The 26,242-nt window shown below is 68.7% G+C and carries 27 protein-coding genes; 11 read left to right on the forward strand and 16 right to left on the reverse strand.

Annotation, left to right across the window (positions count from 1 at the left end):
* Positions 1 to 30 precede the first annotated feature (30 nt).
* Complete coding sequence (locus ABE957_RS06710; RefSeq protein WP_349757899.1) at positions 31 to 1,566, forward strand: aminoacyl-histidine dipeptidase; 1,536 nt, start codon at positions 31 to 33, stop codon at positions 1,564 to 1,566.
* On the forward strand, positions 1,566 to 3,032 hold the full coding sequence (locus ABE957_RS06715; protein ID WP_349757900.1) for a DNA recombination protein RmuC: 1,467 nt from the start codon (positions 1,566 to 1,568) through the stop codon (positions 3,030 to 3,032). The genes ABE957_RS06710 and ABE957_RS06715 overlap by 1 nt, the downstream gene beginning before the upstream one ends.
* A gap of 75 nt (positions 3,033 to 3,107) precedes the next feature.
* Here the strand turns inward: ABE957_RS06715 and ABE957_RS06720 are convergent, their stop codons facing one another.
* Positions 3,108 to 3,581: a Dps family protein gene (locus tag ABE957_RS06720; protein WP_349757901.1), complete on the reverse strand. Its 474-nt coding sequence runs from the start codon at positions 3,579 to 3,581 to the stop codon at positions 3,108 to 3,110.
* A 219-nt stretch (positions 3,582 to 3,800) separates the two neighbouring features.
* Here ABE957_RS06720 and ABE957_RS06725 point away from each other — a divergent pair, with 219 nt between their 5' ends.
* Both ABE957_RS06725 and ABE957_RS06730 read left to right on the forward strand, forming a co-directional pair.
* On the forward strand, positions 3,801 to 4,337 hold the full coding sequence (locus ABE957_RS06725; protein WP_349757902.1) for a hypothetical protein: 537 nt from the start codon (positions 3,801 to 3,803) through the stop codon (positions 4,335 to 4,337).
* Positions 4,334 to 4,693: a hypothetical protein gene (locus ABE957_RS06730; RefSeq protein ID WP_349757903.1), complete on the forward strand. Its 360-nt coding sequence runs from the start codon at positions 4,334 to 4,336 to the stop codon at positions 4,691 to 4,693. The genes ABE957_RS06725 and ABE957_RS06730 overlap by 4 nt, the downstream gene beginning before the upstream one ends.
* A 23-nt stretch (positions 4,694 to 4,716) precedes the next feature.
* On the opposite strand, the gene ABE957_RS06735 is transcribed toward ABE957_RS06730, so the two are convergent.
* On the reverse strand, positions 4,717 to 5,184 hold the full coding sequence (locus ABE957_RS06735) for an HIT domain-containing protein (RefSeq protein WP_349757904.1): 468 nt from the start codon (positions 5,182 to 5,184) through the stop codon (positions 4,717 to 4,719).
* Between the two features lie 133 nt (positions 5,185 to 5,317).
* On the opposite strand from ABE957_RS06735, the gene ABE957_RS06740 reads away from it, so the two are divergent.
* From ABE957_RS06740 to ABE957_RS06750, 3 genes are all read left to right on the forward strand, one after another.
* Positions 5,318 to 6,064: a sulfite exporter TauE/SafE family protein gene (locus ABE957_RS06740; protein ID WP_349757905.1), complete on the forward strand. Its 747-nt coding sequence runs from the start codon at positions 5,318 to 5,320 to the stop codon at positions 6,062 to 6,064.
* A gap of 85 nt (positions 6,065 to 6,149) precedes the next feature.
* Positions 6,150 to 6,281, forward strand: a complete 132-nt coding sequence (locus tag ABE957_RS06745; RefSeq protein ID WP_349757906.1) for an entericidin A/B family lipoprotein — start codon at positions 6,150 to 6,152, stop codon at positions 6,279 to 6,281.
* A 71-nt stretch (positions 6,282 to 6,352) separates the two neighbouring features.
* A complete protein-coding gene (locus ABE957_RS06750) occupies positions 6,353 to 6,691 on the forward strand; it encodes an I78 family peptidase inhibitor (protein ID WP_349757907.1) in 339 nt (112 codons plus the stop codon).
* Positions 6,692 to 6,707: 16 nt separating this feature from the next.
* On the opposite strand, the gene ABE957_RS06755 is transcribed toward ABE957_RS06750, so the two are convergent.
* The 4 genes from ABE957_RS06755 to ABE957_RS06770 form a co-directional block, all read right to left on the reverse strand.
* Positions 6,708 to 7,211: an acyl-CoA thioesterase gene (locus ABE957_RS06755; RefSeq protein ID WP_349757908.1), complete on the reverse strand. Its 504-nt coding sequence runs from the start codon at positions 7,209 to 7,211 to the stop codon at positions 6,708 to 6,710.
* A 106-nt stretch (positions 7,212 to 7,317) separates the two neighbouring features.
* Entirely contained in the window at positions 7,318 to 8,628 is a 1,311-nt protein-coding gene (locus ABE957_RS06760) for a short-chain fatty acid transporter (RefSeq protein ID WP_349757909.1), read from the reverse strand.
* 69 nt (positions 8,629 to 8,697) lie between these two features.
* Positions 8,698 to 10,062: an MATE family efflux transporter gene (locus ABE957_RS06765; RefSeq protein WP_349757910.1), complete on the reverse strand. Its 1,365-nt coding sequence runs from the start codon at positions 10,060 to 10,062 to the stop codon at positions 8,698 to 8,700.
* A 101-nt stretch (positions 10,063 to 10,163) separates the two neighbouring features.
* On the reverse strand, positions 10,164 to 10,775 hold the full coding sequence (locus ABE957_RS06770; RefSeq protein ID WP_349757911.1) for an outer membrane beta-barrel protein: 612 nt from the start codon (positions 10,773 to 10,775) through the stop codon (positions 10,164 to 10,166).
* 169 nt (positions 10,776 to 10,944) lie between these two features.
* Here ABE957_RS06770 and ABE957_RS06775 point away from each other — a divergent pair, with 169 nt between their 5' ends.
* Entirely contained in the window at positions 10,945 to 11,268 is a 324-nt protein-coding gene (locus tag ABE957_RS06775) for a hypothetical protein (protein WP_349757912.1), read from the forward strand.
* Between the two features lie 38 nt (positions 11,269 to 11,306).
* Here the strand turns inward: ABE957_RS06775 and ABE957_RS06780 are convergent, their stop codons facing one another.
* From ABE957_RS06780 to ABE957_RS06820, 9 genes are all read right to left on the reverse strand, one after another.
* On the reverse strand, positions 11,307 to 13,184 hold the full coding sequence (locus ABE957_RS06780) for a hypothetical protein (protein ID WP_349757913.1): 1,878 nt from the start codon (positions 13,182 to 13,184) through the stop codon (positions 11,307 to 11,309).
* A 204-nt stretch (positions 13,185 to 13,388) separates the two neighbouring features.
* Complete coding sequence (locus ABE957_RS06785; RefSeq protein WP_349757914.1) at positions 13,389 to 14,525, reverse strand: Mrp/NBP35 family ATP-binding protein; 1,137 nt, start codon at positions 14,523 to 14,525, stop codon at positions 13,389 to 13,391.
* An 18-nt stretch (positions 14,526 to 14,543) separates the two neighbouring features.
* Positions 14,544 to 15,335 carry a DOMON domain-containing protein gene (locus ABE957_RS06790; protein ID WP_349757915.1) on the reverse strand — a complete coding sequence of 264 codons (792 nt, stop codon included), beginning with the start codon at positions 15,333 to 15,335 and terminating at the stop codon, positions 14,544 to 14,546.
* Positions 15,336 to 15,364: 29 nt separating this feature from the next.
* Positions 15,365 to 16,102, reverse strand: a complete 738-nt coding sequence (locus ABE957_RS06795) for a molecular chaperone TorD family protein (RefSeq protein ID WP_349757916.1) — start codon at positions 16,100 to 16,102, stop codon at positions 15,365 to 15,367.
* Positions 16,103 to 16,118: 16 nt separating this feature from the next.
* Positions 16,119 to 17,099 (reverse strand): chlorate reductase subunit beta, encoded by a 981-nt coding sequence (clrB, locus tag ABE957_RS06800; protein ID WP_349757917.1) that lies wholly within the window; start codon positions 17,097 to 17,099, stop codon positions 16,119 to 16,121.
* A gap of 12 nt (positions 17,100 to 17,111) precedes the next feature.
* Entirely contained in the window at positions 17,112 to 19,883 is a 2,772-nt protein-coding gene (clrA, locus tag ABE957_RS06805) for a chlorate reductase subunit alpha (RefSeq protein WP_349757918.1), read from the reverse strand.
* A 998-nt stretch (positions 19,884 to 20,881) separates the two neighbouring features.
* Positions 20,882 to 21,130 (reverse strand): YfhL family 4Fe-4S dicluster ferredoxin, encoded by a 249-nt coding sequence (locus tag ABE957_RS06810; protein WP_138182366.1) that lies wholly within the window; start codon positions 21,128 to 21,130, stop codon positions 20,882 to 20,884.
* A gap of 62 nt (positions 21,131 to 21,192) precedes the next feature.
* On the reverse strand, positions 21,193 to 21,672 hold the full coding sequence (gene coaD / locus ABE957_RS06815) for a pantetheine-phosphate adenylyltransferase (RefSeq protein ID WP_349757919.1): 480 nt from the start codon (positions 21,670 to 21,672) through the stop codon (positions 21,193 to 21,195).
* A complete protein-coding gene (locus ABE957_RS06820; protein WP_349758135.1) occupies positions 21,669 to 23,561 on the reverse strand; it encodes a beta-ketoacyl synthase in 1,893 nt (630 codons plus the stop codon). Before ABE957_RS06820 ends, coaD begins: the two co-directional genes overlap by 4 nt.
* 201 nt (positions 23,562 to 23,762) lie before the next feature.
* Between ABE957_RS06820 and trmB the strand changes: the two genes are divergently transcribed.
* On the forward strand, positions 23,763 to 24,452 hold the full coding sequence (trmB, locus tag ABE957_RS06825; RefSeq protein ID WP_349757920.1) for a tRNA (guanine(46)-N(7))-methyltransferase TrmB: 690 nt from the start codon (positions 23,763 to 23,765) through the stop codon (positions 24,450 to 24,452).
* Positions 24,453 to 24,457: 5 nt separating this feature from the next.
* Here the strand turns inward: trmB and ABE957_RS06830 are convergent, their stop codons facing one another.
* The gene (locus tag ABE957_RS06830; protein ID WP_349757921.1) at positions 24,458 to 25,351 is read right to left on the reverse strand and encodes a LysR family transcriptional regulator; all 894 of its coding nucleotides are present in this window, start codon (positions 25,349 to 25,351) and stop codon (positions 24,458 to 24,460) included.
* A 118-nt stretch (positions 25,352 to 25,469) separates the two neighbouring features.
* On the opposite strand from ABE957_RS06830, the gene ABE957_RS06835 reads away from it, so the two are divergent.
* Positions 25,470 to 25,889: a PACE efflux transporter gene (locus ABE957_RS06835; protein WP_349757922.1), complete on the forward strand. Its 420-nt coding sequence runs from the start codon at positions 25,470 to 25,472 to the stop codon at positions 25,887 to 25,889.
* A complete protein-coding gene (locus tag ABE957_RS06840; protein WP_349757923.1) occupies positions 25,886 to 26,215 on the forward strand; it encodes a DMT family transporter in 330 nt (109 codons plus the stop codon). Before ABE957_RS06835 ends, ABE957_RS06840 begins: the two co-directional genes overlap by 4 nt.
* The last annotated feature ends 27 nt before the right edge of the window (positions 26,216 to 26,242 follow it).

The raw sequence follows: 26,242 nt of genomic DNA on the forward strand, positions 1-26,242 counted from the left end.
TGCCCGAATTCCCCGTCGGACAGAGGCCCCATGAACGCACATCTCGAGCAGCTCTCGCCCCGGCCCCTGTGGCGCCATTTCCGCACCCTGTGCAATACGCCGCGCCCCTCCGGCCATGAGGCCGCCCTGGTGGCGACCCTCGAGCGCTGGGCCGATGGCCTGGGCCTGGCCCACGACCGCGATGCCTTCGGCAACCTGCGCATCCGCAAGCCCGCCGCGCCCGGGTACGAGCAGGCGCCCGGGGTGATCCTGCAGGGGCACCTGGACATGGTCGCCCAGGCCAATGCCGACCATCCTCACGACTTCACCCGCGACCCCATCGACACCCGGGTGGTCGACGGCTGGCTGCATGCCCGCCACACCACCCTCGGCGCCGACAACGGCCTCGGCGTGGCCGCGGCGCTGGCGATCCTCGAGGATGGCGCCCTGATCCACGGTCCGCTGGAGGCGCTCTTCACCCTGGAGGAGGAGTCCTCCATGGGCGGCGCCCTGAATCTGGCCGAGGGCTGGCTCGAGGGCCGCGTGCTGCTCAACCTGGACTCCGAGGATCGCGGCCAGGTCTACATCGGCTGTGCCGGTGGCGCCGACGTCATCGTGGATGCCCAGCTGCCCACCGCGCCGCTGGAGGCCGGTGAGGTGGCGCTCTCGCTCTCGCTCACCGGACTCTCGGGCGGCCACTCCGGCATCGATATCCACAAGGGGCGCGGTAACGCCAACCGCCTGCTGGTGCGGGTGCTGCGCGCCCTGGAGCCCCACGGGGCGCGGCTCGTCGACTACCACGGTGGCACCCTGCGCAACGCCCTGCCGCGGGAGGCCTTCGCTACCCTGGCCCTGCCGGAGGACGCGCGCTCCCACGCCGAGGCGCGGGTGGCGGCCCTCGAGGCCGAGCTGCGCGCCGAGCTGGCCGGCGTCGACGAGGGGCTCTCGCTGGACCTGAGGCCCTGCGAGGCCCCGTCTGCTCCGTCGGCAGAGCCCCTGACGGCGCATGCCAGCCACCTCCTGGTGCGTGCCCTGCACGTGGCGCCCTGCGGCGTCGAGCGGATGAGCGTCGCGCTGCCCGGGGTGGTGGAGACCTCCAACAACCTCGGGGTGGTCAGCCTCTCCGCCGGACGCTTCCACCTCTGCGCCCTGGTGCGCTCGCTGCGCGACAGCGCCACGGCGGACATCGCCGATCGCTTCCGCGCGCTCTTCGAGCTGATCGGCGCCCGCACCCGGGTCGAGAACGCCTATCCCGGCTGGACGCCGAACCCGGCAAGCCCGCTGCTGGCGCGCTTTCGCCGCCTGCACGCCGAGCGGCTGGGCCAGGACCCCGAGGTGAAGGTGATCCATGCGGGCCTGGAGTGCGGCATCCTCGGCGGCAAGTACCCTCAGCTTGACATGATCTCCTTCGGACCGCTGATCCGCGGCGCCCACTCGCCGGACGAGCGGGTCGAGCTGTCCTCGGTGGAGGAGTTCTGGACGCTGCTGCGCGTCCTGGTGGAGGACCTGGCCACGGTGAAAGAGGAGGACCTGGCTACCCTGGGCGCGGAAGACGCCGACCGATCCTGCGGCGCGCCGAGCTCGTGATGAACGAATGGCTGCAAGCGGCCGGTCCGGCCGACTGGGTCGCAATGGCGCTGGCGGGGCTGCTGGCGCTGACCGCCGCCCTGGCGCTGGGCTGGCGCCGCCGCCTGGCGGACGCGGAGACGCGGCTCGCCGCCGGTGAGCAGGCGCGCTCGGATCTCGAGGCCGGTGTGCGGCGCCTCGAGCAGGAGCTGGCCCAGAGTGACGCCCAGCTGGATGCCAGCCGCGAGCGCCTGGCGGCCCTCGAGGCCGAGCTCGTCGCCACCCGCGACCGACTCGCCGAGCAGCGCGAGCGGGCCACCCGGCTGGAGACCGAGCGCGATCAGATGGCGCTGCGCCATCGCGAGCAGCTGGCCCTGCTGGAGGAGGCGCGAGAGCGGCTCAAGGAGGAGTTTCGCCAGCTGGCCGGGCGCATCTTCGAGGAGCGCCAGCAGGCCTTCTCGGCCCAGAGCCGCGACGGCCTCGAGGCGACGCTCAAGCCCTTCCGCGAGCAGGTCGATCAGTTCCGCCGCCGGGTCGAGGAACTCCACGGCCAGCAGAGCCGCGACAGCGGCTCGCTCAAGGCGCAGCTCGAGCAGCTCGCCGGGCTCAACGCCCGCCTCGGCGAGGAGGCCGCGGGGCTCGCCCGGGCGCTCAAGGGCGACCAGAAGGCTCAGGGAAACTGGGGCGAGCTGATGCTCGAGACCGTGCTCGAGCGCAGTGGCCTGCGCCGCGATATCGAGTACCGCCGCGAGGTCTCGCTGCAGGGCGAGCAGGGGCGCCAGCGCCCCGACGCGGTGATCTACCTGCCCGACGACCGCCACCTGATCGTCGATGCCAAGGTATCGCTGGTCGCCTGGACCCGGGTGGTCAACGCCGAGGCACAGGACGAGCGGGAGGCGGCCATGAAGGCCCACCTGCAGTCGCTGCGCAGCCACGTGGCGGGCCTCTCCGACAAGGATTACCCGGCCCTGCCGGGGCTTAACTCGCCGGACTTCGTGTTCCTCTTCGTGCCGGTGGAGCCGGCCTTCGCCGCCGCCTTCGAGCGTGACCCCTCGCTCTTCCAGGAGGCTTTCGACCGTCAGGTGGTGGTGGTCACCCCGACCACCCTGCTGGCGAGCCTGCGCACCGTGGCGGGCCTGTGGAGCCTGGAGCGCCAGAACGAGAACGCGCGGCTGATCGGCGAGCGGGCCGAGAAGCTGCTGGCCAAGTTCTCCGGCTTCGTCGAGAGCCTGGAGGAGGTGGGGCGCCACCTGGAGCGGGCGAGCGACAGCCAGCGCCGGGCCATGGGGCGACTCTCCAGCGGCCAGGGCAGCCTGGTGGCCCAGGCCACCGAGCTGGAGCGTCTGGGCGTTCGCATGCGAAAGCCGCTGCCCGCCGAGCTGGTGCGCGCCGCCGCCGGTGACCACGGCGAGGAAGGGGAAGAAGAACCGTCTGACGGGGAGGGCGAGCTGGGCGGGGACGAGTCGCCGGCGTCGAATCGTGCCTGAGCCCGGCACGCGACCGCCAGACGCCAGAACGCCGCCCGAGGGCGGCGTTCTGCATTCATGCGCGGGATGGGGCGATCAGCCGAGATAGGCGCCCAGCATCCACACGGTCTTTTCCTGCTCGCGGATGTAGTCGCCGGCCTGGGCGGCGGTGCCCTCGTCGTCGGCGTCGGAAGCCAGCGAGAGCAGCTCGCGCTGTAGTTCGATCAGGGTCTGGTAGCCCTGGAGCACGCCGCGCACGCAGGCCTCGCCGTCGTGGACGTCCTTGTCCTCCTCGATCCGGGCGATCTTCACGTAGTCGCTGTAGGCGTGCACCGGGGTGTGGCCCAGGGTCAGGATGCGCTCGGCGACCTCGTCGACCTTGACCAGCAGGTCGGTGTAGAACTCCTCGAACTTCTCGTGGAGCTGGAAGAACTGCCGACCCTTCACGTTCCAGTGATAGCCGCGCACGTTCATGTAGAAGATCTGGTAGTTGGCCAGCAGCTCGTTGAGCTTCTCGGCGAGCTGGCTGGCGCTGGCCTCGTGCAGGCCGATGGTGTTGGTGTCGCTCATGCAATGCCTCCTTGATCGCTTTGTGGACAGGGTACGGTGGCCCGCTGGTCGCGGGTAAGCCAATTCTCTCCATGGCCACCATAGCCGATGCCGATGACCTGCGGGCGTCGGGGGCGTGATTCAAGGTCTCGCGCCGCACGCGGCCAACAGGCCCCCGTGCGTTTCGTCGCCAGCGCCATCCGGACTAGACTGAACATATCCATTTCTGGAGACGATCCCATGCGTGCATGGCTGCTGTGGCTGCTGCCGGGCGTGCTGGCCGGGTGCCAGATGACGCCGACGACCCTGCCGGTGGCCGAGCCCGCGCCCTCCGCCGAGTGCCGTTGGCCCGCGGGGCCCGGCGATGACCTGGCTCGAGTGATCACGGCCCTGGAGGCGGAGGGCTTCGTGGTGCGCCACACCGATGCTTCGCTTGGGCTGGTCAGCGCCGACCGGGCCCGCACCACCATCTACCACGACAACGGCGTCGAGCGCCTGCCGCGCATCGGCGGCTTCGTGCGCGGCGGCAGCGGCGGCCACGTGGGCACGGGCGTGGTGCTCGGCTTCGGCGGCGGCGCCGGGCCGGGCATCGACGAGGCCACCCGCGCCGAGCGGGTCTCGGTGGTGGTCGATGAGCAAGCGCTGCGGGTGACCCGCGATATTCGCCTGATCGACTGGCGGGGCGATCTGCGCGAGTCGCGCAGCGCCAGCGACGCCGACTTCTGCCGCGACCTGCGTCGCGCCATCCAGGCCGCCCCGGCCGGGGAGGTGACATGACGCGCGCGCTGCTCATCCTGCTGCTGGCCGCCTGGCTCGCCGGTTGTGCCTCGCCGCCGCCCAGCGCACCGCGCGAGCTGCGCCTGGCGGCAGCCCCCGAGGCCACCCTGCGCGAGGCCATGCAGCTGCTGATGGCGCGCGGCTATGTGATTCGCCATGCCGACGATGAGCTGGGGCGGCTGGACGCCGCCCTGGCGCGCATGCCGGGCTATGGCGTCTCGCTGCGCGTCTCGCCGGGCGCCGAGGGCAGCAGCCGCGTCGAGGCCATCGCCACCCGGGGCGGCCGGGCGCTACCGCCCGGCCTGCTGGATCCCTTTCTCACCGACCTGCAGGCGCGGCTGGGGCTACTCCCCTGAGATCGGCCTGAGTTCGACGCCCCTCAGTCCTGATCGCCAGTGCCCTGATTGCCAGAGCCCTGATCCCCTGAGCCCAGGTCGAGTCGTTCCAGTTCGGCCAGGATGCGGGCGCGCATGGCGGCCAGGGCGTCCGGGTCGTAGGGCTCGGCCCGGCCGTGGCCCCATACCGGCGCTGGCCAGGCGGCGTCCTCGCGGCGACGCACCACGGCATGCACATGCAGCTGGGCGACCACATTGCCGAGGCTGGCGATATTGAGCTTGTCGCCCTCGAGGGCCTCGAGCAGGGCCCGACCGACCTGCGTGGCCTCCCGCCACAGCTGCCGCTGGGCCCGCTCGTCGAGTTCGAAGACCTCGCTGACCTCGTGGCGGCGCGGCACCAGCACCAGCCAGGGGAAACGCGCATCGTCCATCAGCCGCAGCTGGCAGAGCGGCAGCTCGGTGATCGGGTAGGTATCCGCCACCAGGCGGGCATCGGGCTCGAAATCCGGCATCGTTCGTCTCCTGTCGCAGGGCTGTCCGTATCGCGCCCATGATGGCACAGCGGGGCGAGGGCGAGCAGATTCCCCCGGCCGGGCGGGGCCGGTATGCTGGGCGGCCTTCGACTCGCTACGCACGGACGCCATCATGACGCTGCTCGAGGCCCTCGCTCTGCTGACCATCGGCACCCTGGCTGGTTTCATCAATGTGCTCGCCGCCGGGGGCTCGATGCTCACGCTGCCGCTGCTGATGTTCCTGGGACTGCCACCCCAGGCGGCCAACGGCACCAACCGGGTCTCCGTGGCCCTGCAGAGCGTCTCGGCGGTGGCCAGCTTCCTGCGCGCGGGGGCCTCGCACCTAGGGCTTTCCCTGCGGCTGTCGGTGCCGGCGGTCATCGGCTCGCTGGCCGGCGCCTGGCTGGCCCTGCAGACCGATGATGCCCTGTTCGAGGCGATCCTGATCGCGGTGATGGCGGGCTCGGCGGTGCTGATGCTGCTGCCCCAGCCGCGGGTGGAGACCAGGCCGCTCACCGCCGAGCGCCTCACGCCCGCCGTCTATCTGGCGATGTTTGCCATCGGCCTCTATGGGGGCTTCATCCAGATCGGGGTGGGGATACTCTTCATCGTGGTGCTCTACCGCATGCTGAAGATCGACCTGGCCCAGGTGAACGTCTTCAAGGTGCTGATCGTGCTGGTCTATACACTGCCGGCCCTGGCGATCTTCCTGGTCAACGATCAAGTGCGCTGGGGCTACGGCCTGGTGCTGGCGGCGGGCAGCATGCTGGGCGCCTGGCTGGCGGTGAAGGTCAACATGAGCGCGCGCGGGGCCCTTGTCGTCAAGTGGCTGACTCTCGCGGTCATCGCGGCGATCATCCTGCGGCTGCTGCTGGGATAGGCAGTCGGCGGCGCCGACAGTCGCGTGCTAGATTGAGGGAGTGTCAAACCCCTATGGCACATTGGAAAGACTCGAGGAGGCAAGCATGAAACGGACACTCGCACTGGTACTGGTCGCGCTGTTCACCGTGTCGTTGCTCGGTGGCTGCAATACCATCCGCGGCGCCGGTCAGGATATCGAGGAGGGTGGCGAGGCCATCCAGCGCTCCAGCTCCTGATTCAGCGTACGCCGCCGCCTGCCGGAACGGGATTGACCGTTCCGGGCCCTTCATCATGGACGCCCTTCATCATGGAAGAGGAGAAGACCATGCCCCTCAAGGCGCTAGCGCCGTTTCTCGTCGGCCTGCTGCTGGCCGGCTGTGCCGGCTCGTCGAACACACCTGCCCCGGCGCCCGCTCCGCCTCCGCCCAGCGTGGCCGCCGGTGGTACGTGCGACGCCGCATCGCTGCAGGACCGCGTCGGGCAGCGCTTCACCGCCACGCTCGGCGAGACACTTCAGGCCGAGGGCGGCGCAACCACCTTGCGGGTGCTGCACCCCGGCACGGCCGCCACCCTCGACTATCGCCAGGACCGCCTCAACGTGCGCCTGGACGAACGCGACCTCATCACCGCCATCGACTGCGGCTAAGCGACGCCCCTCTGCTTTAGAGCTCGCCGTGCTCTTCCTGGGTGCGTCGCTCCTCCTCCTCGGCCTGCTTGCGCAGCTTCTTGCGGAGGGCCGCCTTCTCGAAGCGCAGTTTCTGTAGGCGGGTGTCCAGCCGTAGCGGTGGCACCCGTGCCGGCTTGCCGTGGTCGTCCACGGCGACCATGGTCAGGTAGCAGCTGTTGGTGTGGCGGATCATCTTGTGGCGGATATCCTCGGCCACCACCTTGATGCCGATCTCCATGGAGGAGCTGCCCACGTGGTTGACGCAGGCCAGGAAGGTGACCAGCTCGCCGACGTGGATCGGCTGCTTGAACAGCACCTGATCGACGGAGAGCGTCACCACGTAGTGGCCGGCGTAGCGACTGGCGCAGGCATAGGCCACCTCGTCGAGTTTCTTGAGGATGGCGCCGCCGTGCACCTTGCCGCTGAAGTTGGCCATGTCCGGCGTCATCAGCACGGTCATCGAGAGCTCGTGCTGGCCGGGGAGGGTCTGGTCGTCCATCGAAGGGATCTCGTCAGGTGGTTTTATGCGGTTTGCTCAAGCATAACGCCTCGCCCCCGGAAGAGGGAGCGAGGCGTCGTCGGATCACGCCAGGCGTGACCTCGGTTCAGAACCAGGTCAGGCCGATGGCGATGATGATGCCGGTGATCAGCAGCTGGATCAGGCAGAAGCCCATGATGTCCTTGGCCTTGAGTCCGGCGATGCCGAGCACCGGCAGCGCCCAGAAGGGCTGCAGCAGGTTGGTCCAGGCGTCGCCCCAGGCCACGGCCATGGCCACCCGCGGGATATCCACGCCCAGGGCCTGGGCGGCCGGCAGCATCACCGGGGCCTGCACGGCCCACTGGCCGCCGCCGGAGGGCACGAAGATGTTGACGATGCCGGCGCTGATGAAGGACCAGAAGGGCAGGGTCGCCTCGGTGGCGAAGGAGATCAGCGCGCCGGACAGGCTCTCGGCGAGCCCCGACTGCACCATGATCGCCATGATGCCGGCGTAGAAGGGGAACTGGATGACGATGCCGGCGCCGCCCTTGATCGCCTCCTGCAGGCTGTTGAGCAGGCTCTGGGGCGTGCGGTGGAGCACGATGGCCAGGAACAGGAACAGCAGGTTCACCACGTTCAGGTTGAGGCCGCCGCCGCGCAGCACGAAGTGATCGACCAGGAACAGCAGGCCGGGGATGCCGACCAGCCAGGCGAGGGTGGTGCTGTTCTCGAGTCGCTCCGCCGGGCGGGTGATGCGCGGCCGCTTCGTCTCGGTCTCACCCAGCAGCGCGGGGTCGATGTAGACGCTGTCCTTCTCGTCCGGGAGCATCATCCGGTTGACCAGCGGCACCGCCACGAACAGGCAGAGCACGATGGCGATGTTGAACAGCGAAAAGATGGTCTCGCCGGTGCCGATCACGCCGATCTGCTCGACGGCGAAGTGCCCCTCGGTGGCGATCACCAGCGGCACGGAGCCGGCCAGCCCGCCGTGCCAGACGACGAAGCCGGAGTAGGCGCTGGCCACCAGCAGGCGGTAGTCGACCTTGATCTGGCGGGCCAGCTCCTTGGCGAACAGCGCGCCGACCACCAGGCCGAAGCCCCAGTTGATCCAGCTGGCGGCCAGCGAGACCAGGGTCACCAGCAGGATGGCGGCGCCGGCGTTGTTGGCCAGGCCGGCCAGCCTCTGCAGCAGGCGGCTGACGGGGGGCGAGCTTGCCAGCATGAAGCCGGTGACCAGCACCAGCAGCATCTGCATCGAGAAGGTCAGCAGGTTCCAGAAGCCGTCGCCCCAGAAGCGCAGCACCGCCAGCGGGGTCTGGCGCTCCACGGCGATGGCCGCGGCGGCGGCGATGACCGTCAGCAGCAGCACGAAGATGTAGGGATCGGGCAGGTACCTTTCGACCAGCTTGACGGCCGGCCGCGATAGAGCCTTGAGCATGGGGGTTCCCTTGTTCTGTTGTCTGTATGGCGTACCCGACAGAAAGTAGCGCAATCTCAGAGGCTTGTGCTACCCGGGGCGGGGCGCGTCGTCAACGCAGGCGGCCCCCTCGTGATGGCGCCAGCGGGTGCGGCGATGGTGCCGGTAGTAGGCCGCGAGCACCCCCGAGCGTACCAGGGCGAAGGCCAGGAAGGAGAGCCACAGGCCGTGGTTGCCCAGTCCCTGGGTGAGCCACCAGAGTGGCAGGTAGACGGCGAGGCCGGCATAGATGCTGTTGCGCATTTCGCGGATCGCCGTCGCCCCGATGAAGACGCCGTCCAGCAGGTAGCTCCACACCGCCACCAGCGGCATGACGACCATCCAGGGCAGGTAGGCGCCCGCCGTCTCGCGCACTTCCGGCAGGCCGGTGAGCAGCGCGATCAGCACCTCGCCGCCCAGCGCGAAGGCTAGTGCGGCGATGCCCGCGGTGACCAGCGAGAAGCGCGCGGCGCTGCCGACCACCTTGCCGAACTCGTCGAAGCGCCGGCGGCCGACGGCGCGGCCGGCCAGCGCCTCGGCGGCATGGGCGAAGCCGTCCAGGGCGTAGCTGGTCAGCATGATGAACTGCAGCAGCACGGCGTTGGCCGCCAGCACGGTATCGCCCTGGGCGGCGCCGCGGGAGGTGAAGAAGGCCATGGCGAACAGCAGGCCCAGGGTGCGCACGAAGAGATTGGCGTTGACCCGGAAGAGCTCGCCATAGGCGGCCAGGCGCAGGATCCGGCTGCGCAGGAAGCGCCCCGAGAGCCACCTGAGCTGGCGCGAGACCAGCCATAGGCCGAAGGCCAGCGCCGTGTAGTCGGCGATCACCGTGGCCCAGGCCACGCCGTCGCTGGTCATGCCCAGCCCCACCACGAACAGCAGGTCCAGAGCGATGTTGACGCTGTTGGTCAGCACCAGGATGGCCAGCGTGACCCGCGAGTTCTGCTGGCCGAGGAACCAGCCGAGGATGGCGTAGTTGGCCAGCACCGCCGGCGCCGAGAGCAGCCGGATGCGGGCGTACTCCGCGGCGAGCTCGGTGGCCACCTCGCTGCCGTCGAGCAGCCACAGCCCCAGCGTCACCAGGGGGCCGCCGGCGAGTATCAGCCCCAGGCCGATCACCAGCGCGAGCAGCAGCGACTGGCCGAGCAGGTTGCGCACCTCACCATCGGCCTCGCGTCCCACCGCCTGGGAGGTGAGGCCGGTGGTGCCCATGCGCAGGAAGCCGAAGCCCCAGTAGAGGAAGCTGAACAGCGTGGCGCCGAGGGTAACCCCGGCGAGATAGCGCGAGTCGGGCAGGTGGCCGACCACGGCGGTATCGACGAGCCCGAGCAGCGGCACGGTGATGTTGGAGAGGATGATCGGCCAGGCCAGCGCCCAGATGCGCGTCGGCGTCCCAGCGGTCTTGGTCGACGTCACGGCGGGTCCTCTGATGGTGAAACGAGGGAGGGTGTCGTTTCCCGCCCCATAACGCAACGGCCCCGCCGAGTGGCGGGGCCGTCACGATGCTCGGGTCGCGATCAGAAGCGGTAGCCGATGCTGGCGGAAATCAGATCGATCTCGAAATCCTCGCCGCTGTCGCTAATGTCATAGCGCTCAACCTCGGCGCGCAGCATCACCTGGTCGACGACGTATTCAGCGCCGATGCCATAGAAGGGGTCGGTGCCGTCTTCGCCACCTGTTGCTCGATAGGACTGCCCGCCAATATTTGCATTGAAATTCAGGTCGCCGTCCCAAGCGATCATGCCCAGCTTGCCGTGTACGCTGAAACCGTTCTCAATCGGTAGCTTGCCGACCAGTGCGGCAGTGAAACCGTCAACGCCCAGTTTCAGTTTGGCGCTGTCACCGGCTTCTGCGCCACTGGCAGTGTACTCGCCGAAGTCGACATAACCCGCTTCAACAGCAAAGTTGGGGTTGAACTGGTAGCCGCCGAACAGCTTGTAGCCGGTGTCGCTATCGTCAGTGCTGAACCCGACATCGTCCAGAAAATCCAACGTATCGTTGTCGAGTGAGGCGTGTCCCAGCCCGACGCCCAGATAAGGTCCCTCATTCGGGGTGTGCTGGTAGCTCTGGGCAAAGACGGGCGAGGCGACCAGGCCGGTGAGGATGGCGGTGGTGATAAGACGTTTCATCATGCGCTCCCTGCAGATGATGGGCGGTGCGCGAAAGGCGACTACCCTTGTGTAAGGTTATGTGGAAAAGTGTAACCTTGGTGATTCTATATATTAACTAGAATTAAGTCCATGCGGCGCGCTCAGCACCGAAAGGCCGCATGGCAATCCAGAGGCAGGGAGCATAGCGATGAAACGAGCGGGCAAGATGCTGGGGCATATGGCGCTGGCACTGGTGTTGATGGCGGCCAGCCTGTCGGCCGTGGCTCTGGACGACTACGAGGACAGGGCTGGCCCCAGCGGCGGGGCCATGGTGGCCGATGCGCTCATCGCCCGTCCGCTGCTGGCGGTGGCAACGGTGGCCGGGACGGGCGTGTTCCTTGTTTCGCTGCCCTTCACGGCCTTGGGGGGAAACGTGGATGAGGCGGCGACGACGCTGATTCGTACCCCGGCCGAGGCGACCTTTCGGCGCTGCCTGGGCTGCAGCGTGAGCCGGCGCGCCAACGAGCGCTAGAACAAGCGCCCGGGGCCCGCGTCATCCGCCGGCGAGGCTCAGGCCTCCGGCCGGCGGAGCATGATGGTGCCGCGATCCCCCACCGCGTAGGTGGCGCCGCCGCGGGTGGCGCACACCGCACGCAGTCCGGCCTCGGTGCCGGTCTCCTCGCTCAGCCACTGGCCCTCCGTCAGGCGCAGGGCGCGCCCGCGGGTGCCTACGGCGCTGATCCCGGCGGCCGGCGAGCCAGCGATGCTCAGCAGGTCGTCGCGCAGCCGCGTCGGCTCGATCTGCCAGCGCTGGCCGTTGAAGTGGGCCAGGGCGCCGGAGAGCCCCACGGCGTAGATGTCGTCCAGGGCCTGACCCCATACGCCGTAGAGGAAGCTCTCGGTGCCGACCTTGAACTCGGCCCACTCGCGGCCGTTGTAGCGCAGCACCAGGCCGAAGTCTCCCACGGCCAGCAGGTGCTGGTCGTCCAGGCCCCAGAGCCCGTAGAGGGCCGAAGAGGTGCCGCTCGGCATGCGCCGCCAGCCCAGGCCGTCGAAGTGCAGTACCAGGCCCTCGTCGCCCACCGCATAGATCGAGTCGGGGCCGGTGCCCCACATCGCGAGGATCGTCAGGTCCAGGTGCAGGTCGAAATGCAGCTGCCAGCGTTCGCCGTCGAAGCGGTAGATGCGGCCCAGCTGGCCGGCGGCGAACAGCCCGCCGTGGCCGGCGTCCCAGACGCAGTGCACGGCCAGTTCACTGGGCGCCGGCAGGATCTCCCAGGTCTCGTTCGTCAGGCGCAGCACGGTGCCGGCCTCGCCGCAAGCGTAGCAGCTGCCGTCGGGTGCCTCCCACAGGCCCCACAGCTGACGGTCGGTGGGCGAGGCCATGGCCTCCCACGCCGTGGGGCGCACCGCCGCGGGCGGCGGCGCCAGGGCCTCGGTGAAGTCGGGGGCGGCGGTCATGATGGTGCCGAAATCGCCCACCGCCAGGGCCTCGCCGGTGGGCAGGGGCACGATGTCCATCAGGTCGTGGAGGCTGTTGCTCTCCAGGCGGTCGAGGCGCAGGTCCTGCAGGTAGTAGAGATGCCCCTGGTCGCCGACGATCAGCGTCCCGTCCTTGTAGGCCTTCAGCGCCCGCAGGCGCGGCAGCGGCGTGCTGAAGGTCAGCGCCTGGAAATCGCCGTCGCGGTAGCGGACCAGCTCGCCGCGAAAGCCGCCCTGATCGACGAAGTAGCGACCGCCGCCGAGCAGCAGCTCGTCGTCGCCGACCGCCAGCAGGGCGTGGAAGCCCGAGCCCAGCTGGCAGGGAAGCCGCGTCCAGCGGCCGTCGCCGTCGCGGCGCAGTACCGTGCCCTCGCCGCCGGCGGCATAGACCTGGCCGTTCGGCGCGCAGGCGACGGCGCGCAGGTTGACCTGGGTGGGGCTCTCTTCCGCCTGCCAGCATGCGCCGTCGAAGTGCAGGATCACCCCGTCGTCGCCCACCGCCCAGGCCTCGCCGCGGGCGTTGCCGTCGATGGCGAACAGCGGGGTGTTCTCGAGGCAGGGCGCGAAGCGGCCGCTGGCCTCGTCGACCACGCCGCCGCGCACCGACTGCCAGGCGCTGCCGTCGAAGTGCAGCACGGTGCCCATCCAACCCACGGCGATGAGGTTGTCCCGCGAGGGGCCCCAGAGGCCGTGCAGGGGCAGCCGCGTGGGCGAGGTCATGTGCGTCCACGCCTGGCCCTCGGTATGGCCGTCGAAGTGCAGCACCATGCCCTCGTCGCCGACCACGAACACCTCGCCGTCGACGGCCAGGCCCGACCACAGCACGTCGCCGTCGCCGGCGCCCACCTCGGGGACGCGGCGCCAGGAGGCGCGCTGAGGCGTGTTGGGCTTGCCCCCGTCGAGCAGCTGGCGGAAGAAGCGGCGGCGATCGGCCTGGGGGGTGACGGCAGGGCGAGTCTGGGTCATGGCGTGGCGTCCTGAAAAAGCGGCAAGCGAAGGCGGTGGACTAGGAGCCTGTCGGAGTTAACGCTGATCTACTGCGAGAACCGGTCTTTCGGCCAACTTCACTCGATCTGATTCGTTAAATAGCGGGCTATTCGCCTCATCAGATCGATAAACTTGTCTCGAAATCCGTCCCTCTCGCGACGATTGGTCAAGTCCGACAGGCTCCTAGCGGATGGTGTCGTCGGGAGCGGGAGGCCGGGGCGCGTCGCCGAGCAGGCCGGCGAGCTGATCCTGCAACTCGTCGCGCAGGGCGTCGCGCTGCTCCGGCGGGACGCTTGCTAGGGCGGCCTCCAGCCCATCGCTGGCCTCGCTGGCCAGCGCCTGCAGCGAGTGCGCCGCGGCCTCGGCGAAGCCCTGGCGGGCGTGGGCCACGCAGGCCTCCACCACCGGGGCGAAGGCGCGCGCCTCGGGGCCCTCGGGGGCGGCCAGCACGATCGGCTGGCCGCGGTCGGAACCGCTGGCCAGCGCCGGCGAGAGCGGGATCTGCGCCAGGGAGTCGACCTCGACCTCGGCCAGCGCCTCGGCCAGGTGGGCCCGCGGGAAGAGGTGGAACTCGCCGCCGCAGTGGGGGCAGGTGACGCCGGCCATGTTCTCCACCACCCCGAGCAGCGGCAGCTGGCGCTCCTGGCAGAAGCGCACCGCCTTGAGGCTGTCCATCAGCGCCACTTCCTGGGGCGTGGTGGCGAGCAGCGCGGCCACGTCGTGACCCTCGAGCAGGTCGGCCAGGGTGATCAGCTCGTTGCCGGTGCCCGGCGGCATGTCGATCACCAGGAAATCCAGCGGCCCCCAGTCGAAGGAGCCGATCAGGTGGTGCATGAAGTCGTGCTTGTAGGCGTCGCGCCACACGATGGGGGTGTCGTCGCGCTCCATCATGAAGGCCAGCGAGCCGATCCGTAGCGGATGCGCGATGCCATCGTCCTCGAAGGCGCAGGGCGTCAGGCCGTTTCCGCCGAGGCGCACGCGCTGGCCGACGAAGCCGAAGAAGCGGCTCTGGTTGGGACCGTGGATGTCGGCATCGGCCACCCCCACGCGATAACCCCGCGCGGCGAGCCCCGCGGCCAGGTTGGCCGAGACGGTGCTCTTGCCGACGCCGCCCTTGTTGGCCATCACCATGATGATCTGGCCGATCTGGGCCAGGCGCGACTCTATCAGCCGCTTCTCGTGATGGCCCTTCTCGAGGCGACAGGTCTCCTCCTGGGGGCAGAACTGGCAGGCGTGGCCGCGACCGCAGTCCTCGGGGGCCAGCGCCAGCGGGTCGCGGGCGGGGCCGGGGTCGCGGGGGGGAAAGTGGGATACCGACATCGTGATGCCTCCTCGGCGTTAGGTGTCGTTGGCACCGGGGTCCAGCAGGATCCAGGTGTGGGTGACGCGCTTGTCGCCGTCGCGCTCGTTGTCGCTGCCCTCCCACAGGGCGAAGGCCATCGGCACCTGGTCGCGCTCGAAGCTCACCTGATGCTCGCCCTCGGCCGCCAGCGGGCGCGACATCACCACGTGCCACTCGCTGTTCTGGGGGATTGCCTCCTGGATGTAGTCGCTGGCGCCGGCGACGCTCTGCTCGGGCAGCCGGGTGGTGCTGCCGTAGCCGCCGGCGGCGAGGTTCTCGATGGTCTGCTCGTGATCGGCGCGCCAGTACCAGATGTTGACGGGCGCGTCCGGCCCGGAGCCCATCATGTAGGAGGTATCGACGTCGCCCAGGGCGTACTGCACGGCCACGCCGTCGCGGAAGTCGTCCACCGTGGTGGCGCGATTCTCGCTGTCGTCCTTCCAGTGCAGGCGGATGTAGAAGCGCTCGCTGGAGCGGGCGACCTGGAAGTAGAGGTGCTTGGCGCGGGTGGCGCCGTCGTCGAAGCGCAGCTGGACCGACTCATGCACCGGCGGGGCGGCCAGCAGGGTGGTGCGGTACATCGGCAGGCGATCCCAGATCAGGTCGTCGGGATCGTTCTGGATGCGCAGGTAGATGTCCGCGGGCAGCCGGGACGCCTTGACGGTGTCTCCGGGCTGAATCTCGGTGACGTTGGGGTTGAGCTCGGGATGAGCGGCAAAGGCGCCGCTGGCGGTGGTGAGTGCCATCGCCAGGGCGGCGGTGCCGTAGAGCAGGTGACGCAGTGTCATGACGTGGTTCCTCGTTGGTCGGATCACGTTCAGTCCCAGAGGGGCTGGCTTGCGGTGTCGGGGGTCGCCTTGCTGCTGGCCGGGTCCGGGCAGGGCCCGACCTCGGCCTCCAGCGCGCGGCACTGCCGGTCGGCCCAGTCCGGCAGGGTCTTGATCAGGTGCTCCAGGGTGGCGTCCAGCCCCAGGTCGCGCTGCCGGGCGTAGCTGTCACGCACGGCATGCAGCAGCGGGCCGAGGCAGCGGGTCAGGAAGTCCCGCTGGGCCCGGCGATAGGGGGCGACGTCGGCGTCGCCCGCCAGGGCCCGGCGCTCAAGGTGGCAGAGCAGGGCGCAGAACTCGAGCATCGCCACCAGGTGGTCCGGCTCGTCGGCAAGTCCCTCGTCGCCCAGCGCCGCGGTCAGGCCGAAGTGGCGATAGAAGGCCTGGACGTTGAGCAGGTAGCTGCCGGGCGAGAGCCCGGCGAGCAGGTCGGGGTAGGCGTTGGCCACCAGTGGCACCCGGGGCTTGCCCTTGTCGCCGTGGACGAAGGTGGCCATGTAGCCCACCTCCAGGTCGGTGAGGCTGGCGCTCGGCGTCAGCCGCGGCCAGGGCTCGCCGGAAAGCAGCTGCCAGGCATCGTCGAGGCTTTGATGGAAGCGGCCGTCGGCGAAGGCCTGCTGGGTCTCGGCCAAGGGGTAGCCCAGTGCCGCGGCGGCCAGGCGGTAGACGGCGCCCCGCGCCTCGGCGCGGGCGACGGCGGGCATCGGGGGGGCGTGTGCTGCGGTCATGATCGTCTCTCCCGGCTCAGCTGAGCTTGAACATCTCGGCGTGGTTGTAGCCGATCAGCAGGTCCATCAGCTCACTCTCGCGGCCCTCGGCCTTGGCCTGGCGCTCGGCCTGCAGGGTGTCGAGCACCTCGCCCACGCGCGGCCCGAACAGGCTCTCGAGGTAGGCCAGCGGGATGCGCGGCTCGTCCAGCTCCCGACCGTCGGAGGCGTACCTGGAGGGCGACAGCGGCGGCACGTAGAAGACGTTGGGCTGAGTGCCCCACTCGGGGTGCAGCGGCAGCGCCACCTGGTACTTCTCCACCAGCTGGTGGATCGGGCCTTCCTCGTCGTCGCGATAGCCGATCCAGCGGATGCGGCCGACGCACTGCTGGGCGCAGGCGGTGGCCAGCCCCTTCTCGATGCGCGGGTAGCAGAAGATGCACTTCTCCGACTTGGAGATCTGCTCGTTGAAGTAGACCTTCTTGTAGGGGCAGGCGTTGACGCAGTAGCGGTAGCCTCGGCAGCGCTCCTGGTCGACCAGCACGATGCCGTCTTCCTGGCGCTTGTAGATGGCGTTGCGCGTGCAGGCCGCCAGGCAGCCGGGGTTGGCGCAGTGGTTGCACAGCCGCGGCAGGTAGAAGTAGTAGCTGTTGGGGTAGTCGCCCTCGCCCTGGTCCTCGTCCCAGTTAGCGCCCCAGGTGGGCTTCACGTGGGGGCGCAGCCACGGGTCGGTGCCGGTCATCAGCGCCTCCTCGTAGTTGTACTCCCACGGGATGCCGTAGTCCTCCTGGCTCGGCTGGCGGCCCAGGCGCAGCGCGCCGTCGGCGTCGAAGCCGCCGCCCATGTTCTCGTAATCGCGCGGATACCCGAGCCCCGGCTGGGTCTCCACGTTGTTCCAGTACATGAACTCGCGCCCGTTGCGGTTGGTCCACATCAGCTTGCAGGCCGCGGTGCAGGTCTGGCAGCCGATGCACTTGTTCAGATCCAGCACCATGCTGAGTTGGCGTTTGACAGCCATGGCAATCTCCTCTTAAACGGCCCGCGGGTCAGCGATTTCGTCGGCGGTGGCCAGCGCGATGTCGTAGCTGCTCTCGTGGATGACCTGGTTGGCGTTCCACTTGGCGTAGATGAACTGGAGGTGGCCCCAGCCGCCGACCAGCTCCAGCGGCTGCAGCAGGGTGGCGTGGGAGTTGTTCATCGGCTTGCGATGGATGTACTGATGCGGCTCCCAGCCGTGCTCCATCATGATCGAGTCGGCCGGAATGCTCGGGTAGAACTTGGCCTGGGCGAAGAACTCGCCGTTGGCGTTGAACAGCTTGACCCGGTCGCCGTCCTTGATGCCGCGCTCTGCCGCCAGCTTTGGATTGATGTAGATGTTGGGCTCGCCGCGCTGCAGCCGCAGCAGGTACTTGTTGCTGCGCCAGTTGGAGTGAATCCCCCAGCGGGCGTGGGGAGAGTAGAAGTGCAGCGGGTAGTTCGACGCCTCGGGGCCGGCATAGAGCCGCGCCGTGGGAACCGTGGACTTCAGCTTCACGAACCGCGGATGGTCGCAGTAGAAGGTGATGCGCCCGGTGAGGGTCTCGTAGGGCTGCTTGCCGTCGGTCTGGGCGGTGAAGGGGTTGTAGGGCTGATCCTTCTCCAGCGGCTGGTTCAGGCCGGCCTGCTCGTTCATCACGATGAAGCCGCGCTCGGACGCCTCCTCCACGCTCACGCCGTCGAACTCCGGCGAGTTCTCGACGATGTAGCGGAAGACGTCGTAATCGGTGTTGAGCTCGCCGTTGCGGGTGAAGTCATCGTGAATGGTGTGCAGGTCGCGGGTCACTTCGCCATCCTGGATCGGGCCGATGCCCCGGGCGATGGCGCGCTCCTGAATCTTCTGGGTCAGCAGCGTCATGATGTCCCAGTCGGGCTTGCACTCGCCCACCGGCGGTACCGACTGGGTGAAGACGTTGCAGAAGCGGTGGTAGCCCTGGGTGCGCAGGTCCCAGGCCTCGTAGTGGCTGGCCGCCGGCAGCACGTAGTCGGCCCACTCGGCGGTGGAGTCCATGCGCACGTTGATGTTGACGTAGAGCTCGCTGGCCTGGCGCAGGTGCTCCTCGCGATAGGTCTCGGCGATCTTGTTGCGCCGGAAGGTGTTGTCGGCGATCGAGATCATGCCCTTGATCTCGCCATAGTAGGGCATCCAGCCCTCGTCGATGGACTCCTGCATCATGGCTTCCATCTCGTCGACGTCGAAGCCGGTGCGCGCCTTGAGCTTCTCGTTGTCGAAGTGCCGGCGGATGCCGTCCATCATGCCGCCGCGCAGCACCTCACCCAGGCCGCCCGGCTCGTAGCGGGCCGACTTCTTGCCGTCGAAGGTGGCAAGCTCGGTCCACTTCGGGTGGTTCCACACCACCCAGGAGGTGTCCAGCCCGCCGGTGCGGCCGCCGTGGCCGGTCAGCGCCAGCGCCAGGGCGTAGCCCCAGCCGATGTAGAGGCAGTTGGAGTAGCTCGAGGTGATGTAGCCGAGCATCACGATCGCCTTGCGGGCGGCGGCCAGGTAGCGCGCCTCCTGACGCACGACGTCCGGATGGATGTTGGTGTATTCGAAGGTGCTCTCGGGGGGGTACTTGGCCGCCTCCTGCTTGACCTGCTCGAACACCGTGGTGACGGCGATGCCCTCGACCTCGAACTCGCCCTCCAGCGCCGGGTCGACGTCGCCGAGCTTGAGGGTCTTGTCGTCGTCGCCCATCGAGCCCTTGGCCTTCACCGCCTCGCCGCGGGTCAGGTCCCAGTGGTAGAAGACCTCGTCGGAGCCGCCCTCTACCAGGTCCGCCTCGCGCAGCAGCTTGCCGTTGTCCTGGCGGACCAGCATTGGCAGGTCGGTCTGCTCCTTCATGAAGGCGGGCTTGAAGAGCCGCTCCTCGATGATCACGTTGACGAACGACATCGCCAGGAACGGATCGGAGCCCTGCTTGATGGGCATCCACAGGTCGGTATGGATGGAGCTGGGGTTATAGTCCGGCGCGGTGCTGGTGATGCGCGCGCCGTTGTACTTGGCCTCCCAGATGTAGTGGGCATCGGGGATCCGGGTGGCGTTGGGGTTGATCATGCCGAGCATGATGTAGTCGGCGTCGAACCAGGCGTCGGAGGTGAAGCTCTCCAGCGGATTGCCATAGGCCAGATGGGCGCCGGTGTTGAGATCGCCCACCACGGTGAAGCCGTCGAGCTGGATGCCGCCGACCAGCGAGGCGAAGCGGTTGGGCGCCGACTGGCGCACCATGGTCTGGTTGCCCGAGCCCTGGTGGGTCTTGAGCTTGCCGGGACCGTACTTCTCGAAGATGTCGATGATCTTGTCGGCGACTTCCTCGGTGGCCTGATCCCAGGAGATGCGCTGCCACTTGCCCTCGCCGCGCTCGCCGGCGCGCTTGAGCGGGTAGCGCAGGCGATCGGCCTCGTACATGGCGGTGGAGTGGATGGCGCCCTTCTGACAGCCCCGCGGGTTGGCGTCGGGCACCTTGGAATTGACCTGCGGGTACTTGGCGATCTGCTCTTCGCGAATGACAATGCCGTCCTTCACGTAGACGTCCCAGGCGCAGTTGCCCATGCAGTTGATGCAGTGGGCGGCGTGGCCCACGCTGTCCCAGGCCCATTCGTTGCGATACAGGTCTTCCCAGCTGCGGTAGGGGTACTCGCTGGCCAGGGTGTCACCGATCGGTTCCAGGCGATTCAGTGCCCAGACATTGCCGCTGAGCAGGGCGCCGGTGCTCGTCAGCCCCAGCCCCTTCAGGAAATCGCGACGCCTCAGCTTCCACATTCCCATGGTTCTCTCCTCATCAACAGCCGCCGCCTGTCGATCGACCCGATCGGCGTCGGTGTGTGTACGACGGGCATGCCCTGCGCGTCGTCTGCGTTGCCGGGTGGACGTGATTGGTAACCGCGACGTCAAGACCGTGATTAATGGATTCCGGCTAATACTGGCTGTGCTTATTTATTAAGCGTGATCTTCAGGAGTGCACGGGAATGTCAGGGGTGTCGTGCGCGAGCCGTGAAGAATCCTTCGCTACGATGCCGGTCGAGTGCGGTTAACGGGTTTAAGCGTAGCACTCGGGAAATCTTGTTGGACAGGAAGGAAGTTGTTCGCTCAGTGGTTTTGATTTGTCGTTTGATATGTGTCAATAAAACTCGGCGGATGCCGGGGAGGCGCTCTTGTCGCCCTGCGAGACGGCCTCGCGGCGATCCCCGGAAAGCGGCCTGAGGCGCGCCCTGTGGGCCGGTGGAGGGCTGCTAAAGGGCGTGGCGCGGGGTGGTGGACTCAGTCTTCGTCATGACGTGGCGCATGGACATGAGCGGGCGAACGTTATAGCGCCGGGAGTGAACGCACTAAAGTAGGCGATCAGCGAAAACTTGGCCTGGCGGGGTGGTTGGTGAAGTTATTATCTTGGCGTTCCCGGATATTGAGAATATCGAGTTGCCATTAAAGTCACGACGCGTTAGCGCAAGAAGTTAAAGGGTTAAGTCGCTAAGTGGATAATAATGAATAAGAAAGTTGACGGTGAATCGCGCATGTCGGGAGATCGTCGGTGATGCAGTCTTTATTGATGAAGAGTTTATTGTTTTAGAGGAGATGAATGCCAACGGAGATTCCAGTGACGGGCGCGAGGGGCGCAGGTGTCCACGAGGGTGCACAGGCATGAGAGGCGGGGATTGTCACGCAACGCCCATCGACGTGGGGTCGATGGCGAGAGGCCGGGCGAGGGCGCTTGCTGGTGCAGGGAGGGCCGGCGGGGTGCACCGACTCGGGCAGCCCCGCCGGCTGCGTCAGGCGGCGGTGATGCGGTGGTACTTCTCCATCAGCTCGTCGCGGCTCTCCGCGCGCTCCGGATCGAGCGGGATGCAGTCCACCGGGCAGACCTGCTGGCACTGCGGCTCGTCGTAGTGGCCGACGCATTCGGTGCACAGGTTCGGGTCGATGATGTAGATCTCTTCCCCCGGCGAGATGGCGCCGTTGGGGCATTCGGGTTCGCAGACGTCGCAGTTGATGCACTCGTCGGTGATCATCAGGGCCATGGGGTACCTCACGGAAGTCGCTGGCCGGCAAGCGAGCTCGGGGATAATCCCGAGCGTCAGAGTCAGGTATTGTAATGGCTGTTTAGCGTCTCGGCGACCCTGGGGTGCACGTGCTTGGAGACGTCGCCGCCGAGGCGGGCGATCTCGCGCACCAGCGTGGAGGAGATGTAGGAGTTCTCGACCTCCGGCGTCAGGAACACCGTCTCGAGCTCCGGCATCTGGGCGCGGTTCATGTTGGCCAGCTGCAGCTCGTACTCGAAGTCGGAGACCGCGCGCAGGCCGCGCAGCAGCACGCGGGCCTGCTGCTGCTTCATGAACTCGGTCATCAGTCCCGAGAAACCCACCACCTCGACGTTGTCGAGCCCGGCGACGACCTCCCGGGCCAGGCCGATGCGGGTGTCGATATCCAGCGCCGGCCCCTTGCCGGGGCTGGTGGCGATGGCCACCACCACCTTGTCGAAGAGCCGCGAGGCGCGCTCGATCAGGTCGAGATGGCCGTTGGTGATGGGGTCGAAGGTCCCCGGGTAGATGGCGGTGTTCATGAGTCGCCCTCGTCCTCCAGGCGTCCGAAAGGGTTGTCGACGGCCAGCGAGACCGGTTGGGCATAGCCGGGGATGTGGATCCGGTCCCTTCCGACCTCGAGCTCCGGGCCCTCCAGGACGCCCTCGCCGAAGCGATAGCGGGCCTGGAAGTGGCCTCGGTCGGCGGCCTGATGATAGGCCGCGGCGACCTCGCGGGTGGCCTCGCGGCGCGCCCGCCAGTCGCTCATCGCGGCCTCGCCGTGGCGTTTTGTCAGCAGCCGCTCGGTGACTGCGGGGGAGAGCACCACGCCGGTGGCATTGTTGCCGCCGAAGCCCTTGGCGTTGATGAAGGCGGCGTCCGCGGTGAAGGGCAGCGGGTCGCGGAACAGCCGCAGGTGCTCGGCATGCACGTCGTCGGCCACGGCGTCCAGGGTGAAGATGCCGGGCAGCAGGTCATGGGCGAAGCTGCCCAGCGCGCTGGTCAGCTGGTCGCCGGCGGCGCTGCCCTGGGAGTGACCGACGAAGGCCTTCACCGCCACCACCGGCCAGTCGTTGATGCCGTGGGCGCGGGCCACCCGGTCGAAGACGTGGGACTCGGTGGTGCGGTTCTTGGGGGTGCTGGTGCCGTGGGCGTGGAGGAAGGTGCGCTCGCGCAGGGCGGTCTCGCCGAGCATGTCGCGCACCAGCGCGGCCGACTTGGCCAGCGAGATGTAGTTGCCGATGCCCGGCGCCGAGATCGAGCGCTTCCAGCCGTCGGCGTTGACGAACACCGCCGGCACGCTGCCGAGGATGTTGGCGCCGGTCTCCAGGGCCAGGTCATCGTCCATCAGCATCACGAACTGGCTGGACTCGCCCATGGTGAAGCCGCAGTTGCGGGCGAAGGGGCGGCAGGCGCGCTGGTAGTCCGCATCGGTGAGCAGCTCGAGGGCATCCAGGGCCTTGAGGCCGTCGTCGTCGGCCAGCGCCCCCATGCTGCGAAAGCCCTCGATGACCTCGGGGGTGATCGGGGCGTCGGCGGTGCCGACCATCACCACCCGCCGCCGGCCGGCACGGATGTCGTCCACGCCCAGGCGCAGGTTGTAGAGGAAGCTGGCGCAGGCGCCCAGCGCCGCGCCGGTGCCGCCCACGCTGCCCAGCACATAGGCATTGAGGAAATCGGCGGGCATCTGGCCATAGCCCAGCGGCATCTGCTTGGAGGTGGCGCGCTTGCCGGAGCTGAAGCTCTTGAGCAGGCCGCCCCAGCCCTCATCGTCGAGCTGGCCGATGGAGTTGCCGGCATAGACGGCGATCTGGTCGGGGTCCAGGCGGTCGCGCAGGTCGTCCCACTCCAGACCGCTGTCGCCCAGGCAGTCGCTGGCGGCGAAGATCGTCATCGCCAGGCCGCGGGGATGGTGCACGCTGCGATAGAGGCGGCTGGGCTCGAAGCCGGTCGGCAGCTGGCCGGCGGCGCGCACCTGGGCCTGGCGCGTCTCGGGCAGCATCACGTCCATGCTGCCGGCGGGCACGGTGACTTCCAGGTTCTGGCGGTCGAGCTCGCGCACCTGCCAGGTGGCCGGCAGGGCGTCGGGCAGCTGTCGGCGGCGGATGCGGAAGGTCAGCGGCGCGTCGAGGGCGAGGCTCGCCTTGCGGTTGGCCGGCAGGCCCTCTTCGTTGAAGCGGGCATCCTCGATGCGCCGGATCAGGGTATGGTCGAGCACCTGCTGACGGGTCTGCTCGACGATCCCGGCGGCATCCAGGGAGCGGCCCTCGGCATCATGCCAGGCGCCATCGGCCTGGCCGTCGGCCAGGCGCATCATGGCCGCGAGGCCGAGCAGGGTACGGGCCTGAACGTCGTCGGGCAGGGCATCGAGCACGGTACGGCGAAATGCCTGGTGGCCCGAGGTTCGGCCGGCGGGATTCACGCCGCCCATGCCGACGATCACCGGTAAGTGTGGCAAGCCGGGTTCCTCGTTGTGCGGTTGATGTCGTGGCTGCAATGTCAGACCGTCGATGATAGCACCCGGCCCGCGGTGGCGTCATGCTGGCGCCCCTGCACCCGGGGCGATCGCGCCTGGATCTGTCGCACGCGGCTGGTAGAATACTCCGCCCTTTTCGCCCCCGAGCCCGCTGCCATGACTGCCCGTTCGCGCTCCATTACCAGCCGCCAGACCGGCCCCCATGAGGACCTGCCGCGCCGCGTGGCCCGTGCCCTGACGCACCCCCTGCGCAAGCCGTTCGCCGCGCATACTCGCGAGGCCTTCGCCGAGGCCAGCGACTGGCGCGAGCGGCGCGGCACGGCGCCGCTGATCCTCGACGCGGGCTGCGGGGTGGGGCTCTCGACCCGCCGGCTGGCCGAGCGCTTCCCCGACTGCTCGGTGCTCGGCGTGGATCGCAGCGCCGATCGCCTCTCCCGGGACCACGGCCGGCTGCCGGACAACGCCCTGCTGGTGCGCGCCGACCTGGTGGACTTCTGGCGCCTGGCGCTGGACGCCGACTGGCGCCCGCAGCGCCACTACCTGCTCTACCCCAATCCCTATCCCAAGGCCGCGCACCTCAAGATGCGCTGGCAGGGCCACCCGGTGCTGCCGGCGATCCTGGCGCTGGGCGGGCGGCTGGAGCTGCGCTCCAACTGGCGGATCTATGTCGAGGAGTTCGCCCTGGCGGTGACCCAGGCCACCGGGGTGGCGGCCGCGACCGAGCCCTTCGCGCCGGGGCCCGACTACCTGACGCCCTTCGAGCAGAAGTACCACGCCAGCGGCCAGGCGCTGTGGCGACTGGTGGTCGAGCTGCCCCATGCCCCCGGGCTGGTGCCCGTCGGCTGACGGCGTCAGCGCCCCCGGCGGTCGCGGAAGCGCTCGCCGAGGGTATGACGCAGCCAGCGGGCGATGGGGCCCCGGTCGGCGTCGCGCCGCGAGACCGTCTCCACCTCGATGACCGGCGCCATGCCGAGCCCCTCGCCGGTGAGCTCCACCAGGTCGTCGCGAAAGGGCGGGTAGCGGGCGATATGGCGCGGCACCAGCGCCCAGCCGAGCCCCCGGGTGGCGAGCTCGGCCATGGAGTAGAAGCTGTTGAGCCGCCAGAACTGCGCCGCGAGCGGCGCCCGGCGGTCGTCCTCGCCCCTTGATGCGATCAGCAGCTGGCGATGGGCGGCGAGGTCGCCGACGGTCGGCGAGGAGAGCGCGGCCAGCGGATGGTGGCGGGCGACCACCAGCGCCTGCTGCAGGTGGGCAATGCGGATGCCCTCCAGCACCGGGCCCTGGCCCTGCTGGCGCAGCAGGATGCCGAGATCGGCGGTGCGATCCTCCACCCAGCCGGCGATGTCGCCCTGGGCGCCGTAGAGCAGGGTCAGCTGCAGGGCGGGGTAGTGGCGCGCCAGCGCCTCCAGGGTCTCGTCCACCGGCGGCATCTCCACCAGGGCCTCGTCGATGGCCAGCACCAGCCGGGCCTCCTCGCCCTGGGCGATGGCCCGGGCCCGGGCATCCAGCCGCTGGCACTGGCGGATCACCGCCCGGGCCTCGTGGAGCAGGGCCTCGCCGGCCTGGGTCAGGCGCGGGAGCCGGGCGCTGCGGTCGAACAGCGGGCAGTCGAGGTCGGCCTCCAGGTGGGCGATGGCGGTGCTGACCGCCGACTGGGCGCGACCCAGGTGGCGTGCGGCCGAGGAGAAGGAGCCTCGCTCGGCGCAGACGATGAGGATCTCCAGCTGATCGAGGCTCCAGCGCATGGGCGTGACCTATCTATTTTTCTGATGGTTTCCAACTCGCATCCATCGCCATGATGGCGAGAATGAGGGCCATCGTCGAGGCTCCGGCCTCGGCCGTTCACGGGTGAGGAGGTGCATGATGCGTTCCTGGAAAGAGCGCGTGACCCACATGGTGCTGTTCGAGGCGATTGGCCTGGCCATCGTGATTCCGTTGAGCAGCGTGCTCAGCGGCCACGACGCCGGGGCCATCAGCGTGCTGGCGGTGGGGCTCGCCAGCGCCGCGATGCTCTGGAACCTGGTCTGGAACCGGCTGTTCGATATCTGGGTGCCGACCCGGCGGCGCAGCCTGGCCCAGCGCATTGCCCAGGCGCTGGGCTTCGAGCTGGGCCTGCTGATCGCCACCCTGCCGGTGGTGGCCTGGTGGCTCGAGATCGGCCTGGTCGAGGCCTTCTGGCTGGATCTCGGCTTCATGCTGTTCTTCCTGGTCTACGCGCTGTTCTTCAACACGGCGTTCGATCGCGTGATGCGCCGCCGGCTGGCGCGGCAGGAGGCCGTATGACCTATCTCTTTCTGGCGCTCGCCATCATCGCCGAGGTGGTTGCCACCAGCGCGCTGAAGTCCTCGGCCGGCTTCACTCGGCTGTGGCCCAGTGTGGTGGTGGTGGCCGGCTATGGGCTGGCCTTCTACCTGCTCGCCCTGGTGCTGAAGACCCTGCCGGTGGGCATCACCTACGCCTTCTGGGCGGGGCTCGGCATCGTGCTGGTGACCCTGGTGGGCATCCTGGTCTACGGCGAGAAGCCGGACCTGCCGGCGCTGCTGGGCCTGGCGATGATCGTTGGCGGCGTGGTGGTGATTCAGGTGTTCTCTTCCGTCGCGTCCCATTAAGCTTGGGCCTTCGGTGATGCCTGGAGG

Origin of the sequence: Halomonas pelophila, from assembly GCF_040196315.1 — a bacterium.
GTDB lineage: Bacteria > Pseudomonadota > Gammaproteobacteria > Pseudomonadales > Halomonadaceae > Halomonas > Halomonas pelophila.

Coding starts and splice junctions, on each gene's coding strand:
- ABE957_RS06710 (WP_349757899.1), top strand. CDS start 31: ATGAACGCACATCTCGAGCAGCTCTCGCCCCGGCCCCTGTGGCGCCAT.
- ABE957_RS06715 (WP_349757900.1), top strand. CDS start 1,566: ATGAACGAATGGCTGCAAGCGGCCGGTCCGGCCGACTGGGTCGCAATG.
- ABE957_RS06720 (WP_349757901.1), bottom strand. CDS start 3,581: ATGAGCGACACCAACACCATCGGCCTGCACGAGGCCAGCGCCAGCCAG.
- ABE957_RS06725 (WP_349757902.1), top strand. CDS start 3,801: ATGCGTGCATGGCTGCTGTGGCTGCTGCCGGGCGTGCTGGCCGGGTGC.
- ABE957_RS06730 (WP_349757903.1), top strand. CDS start 4,334: ATGACGCGCGCGCTGCTCATCCTGCTGCTGGCCGCCTGGCTCGCCGGT.
- ABE957_RS06735 (WP_349757904.1), bottom strand. CDS start 5,184: ATGCCGGATTTCGAGCCCGATGCCCGCCTGGTGGCGGATACCTACCCG.
- ABE957_RS06740 (WP_349757905.1), top strand. CDS start 5,318: ATGACGCTGCTCGAGGCCCTCGCTCTGCTGACCATCGGCACCCTGGCT.
- ABE957_RS06745 (WP_349757906.1), top strand. CDS start 6,150: ATGAAACGGACACTCGCACTGGTACTGGTCGCGCTGTTCACCGTGTCG.
- ABE957_RS06750 (WP_349757907.1), top strand. CDS start 6,353: ATGGAAGAGGAGAAGACCATGCCCCTCAAGGCGCTAGCGCCGTTTCTC.
- ABE957_RS06755 (WP_349757908.1), bottom strand. CDS start 7,211: ATGGACGACCAGACCCTCCCCGGCCAGCACGAGCTCTCGATGACCGTG.
- ABE957_RS06760 (WP_349757909.1), bottom strand. CDS start 8,628: ATGCTCAAGGCTCTATCGCGGCCGGCCGTCAAGCTGGTCGAAAGGTAC.
- ABE957_RS06770 (WP_349757911.1), bottom strand. CDS start 10,775: ATGAAACGTCTTATCACCACCGCCATCCTCACCGGCCTGGTCGCCTCG.
- ABE957_RS06775 (WP_349757912.1), top strand. CDS start 10,945: ATGAAACGAGCGGGCAAGATGCTGGGGCATATGGCGCTGGCACTGGTG.
- ABE957_RS06780 (WP_349757913.1), bottom strand. CDS start 13,184: ATGACCCAGACTCGCCCTGCCGTCACCCCCCAGGCCGATCGCCGCCGC.
- ABE957_RS06785 (WP_349757914.1), bottom strand. CDS start 14,525: ATGTCGGTATCCCACTTTCCCCCCCGCGACCCCGGCCCCGCCCGCGAC.
- ABE957_RS06790 (WP_349757915.1), bottom strand. CDS start 15,335: ATGACACTGCGTCACCTGCTCTACGGCACCGCCGCCCTGGCGATGGCA.
- ABE957_RS06795 (WP_349757916.1), bottom strand. CDS start 16,102: ATGACCGCAGCACACGCCCCCCCGATGCCCGCCGTCGCCCGCGCCGAG.
- clrB (WP_349757917.1), bottom strand. CDS start 17,099: ATGGCTGTCAAACGCCAACTCAGCATGGTGCTGGATCTGAACAAGTGC.
- clrA (WP_349757918.1), bottom strand. CDS start 19,883: ATGGGAATGTGGAAGCTGAGGCGTCGCGATTTCCTGAAGGGGCTGGGG.
- ABE957_RS06810 (WP_138182366.1), bottom strand. CDS start 21,130: ATGGCCCTGATGATCACCGACGAGTGCATCAACTGCGACGTCTGCGAA.
- coaD (WP_349757919.1), bottom strand. CDS start 21,672: ATGAACACCGCCATCTACCCGGGGACCTTCGACCCCATCACCAACGGC.
- ABE957_RS06820 (WP_349758135.1), bottom strand. CDS start 23,561: ATGGGCGGCGTGAATCCCGCCGGCCGAACCTCGGGCCACCAGGCATTT.
- trmB (WP_349757920.1), top strand. CDS start 23,763: ATGACTGCCCGTTCGCGCTCCATTACCAGCCGCCAGACCGGCCCCCAT.
- ABE957_RS06830 (WP_349757921.1), bottom strand. CDS start 25,351: ATGCGCTGGAGCCTCGATCAGCTGGAGATCCTCATCGTCTGCGCCGAG.
- ABE957_RS06835 (WP_349757922.1), top strand. CDS start 25,470: ATGCGTTCCTGGAAAGAGCGCGTGACCCACATGGTGCTGTTCGAGGCG.
- ABE957_RS06840 (WP_349757923.1), top strand. CDS start 25,886: ATGACCTATCTCTTTCTGGCGCTCGCCATCATCGCCGAGGTGGTTGCC.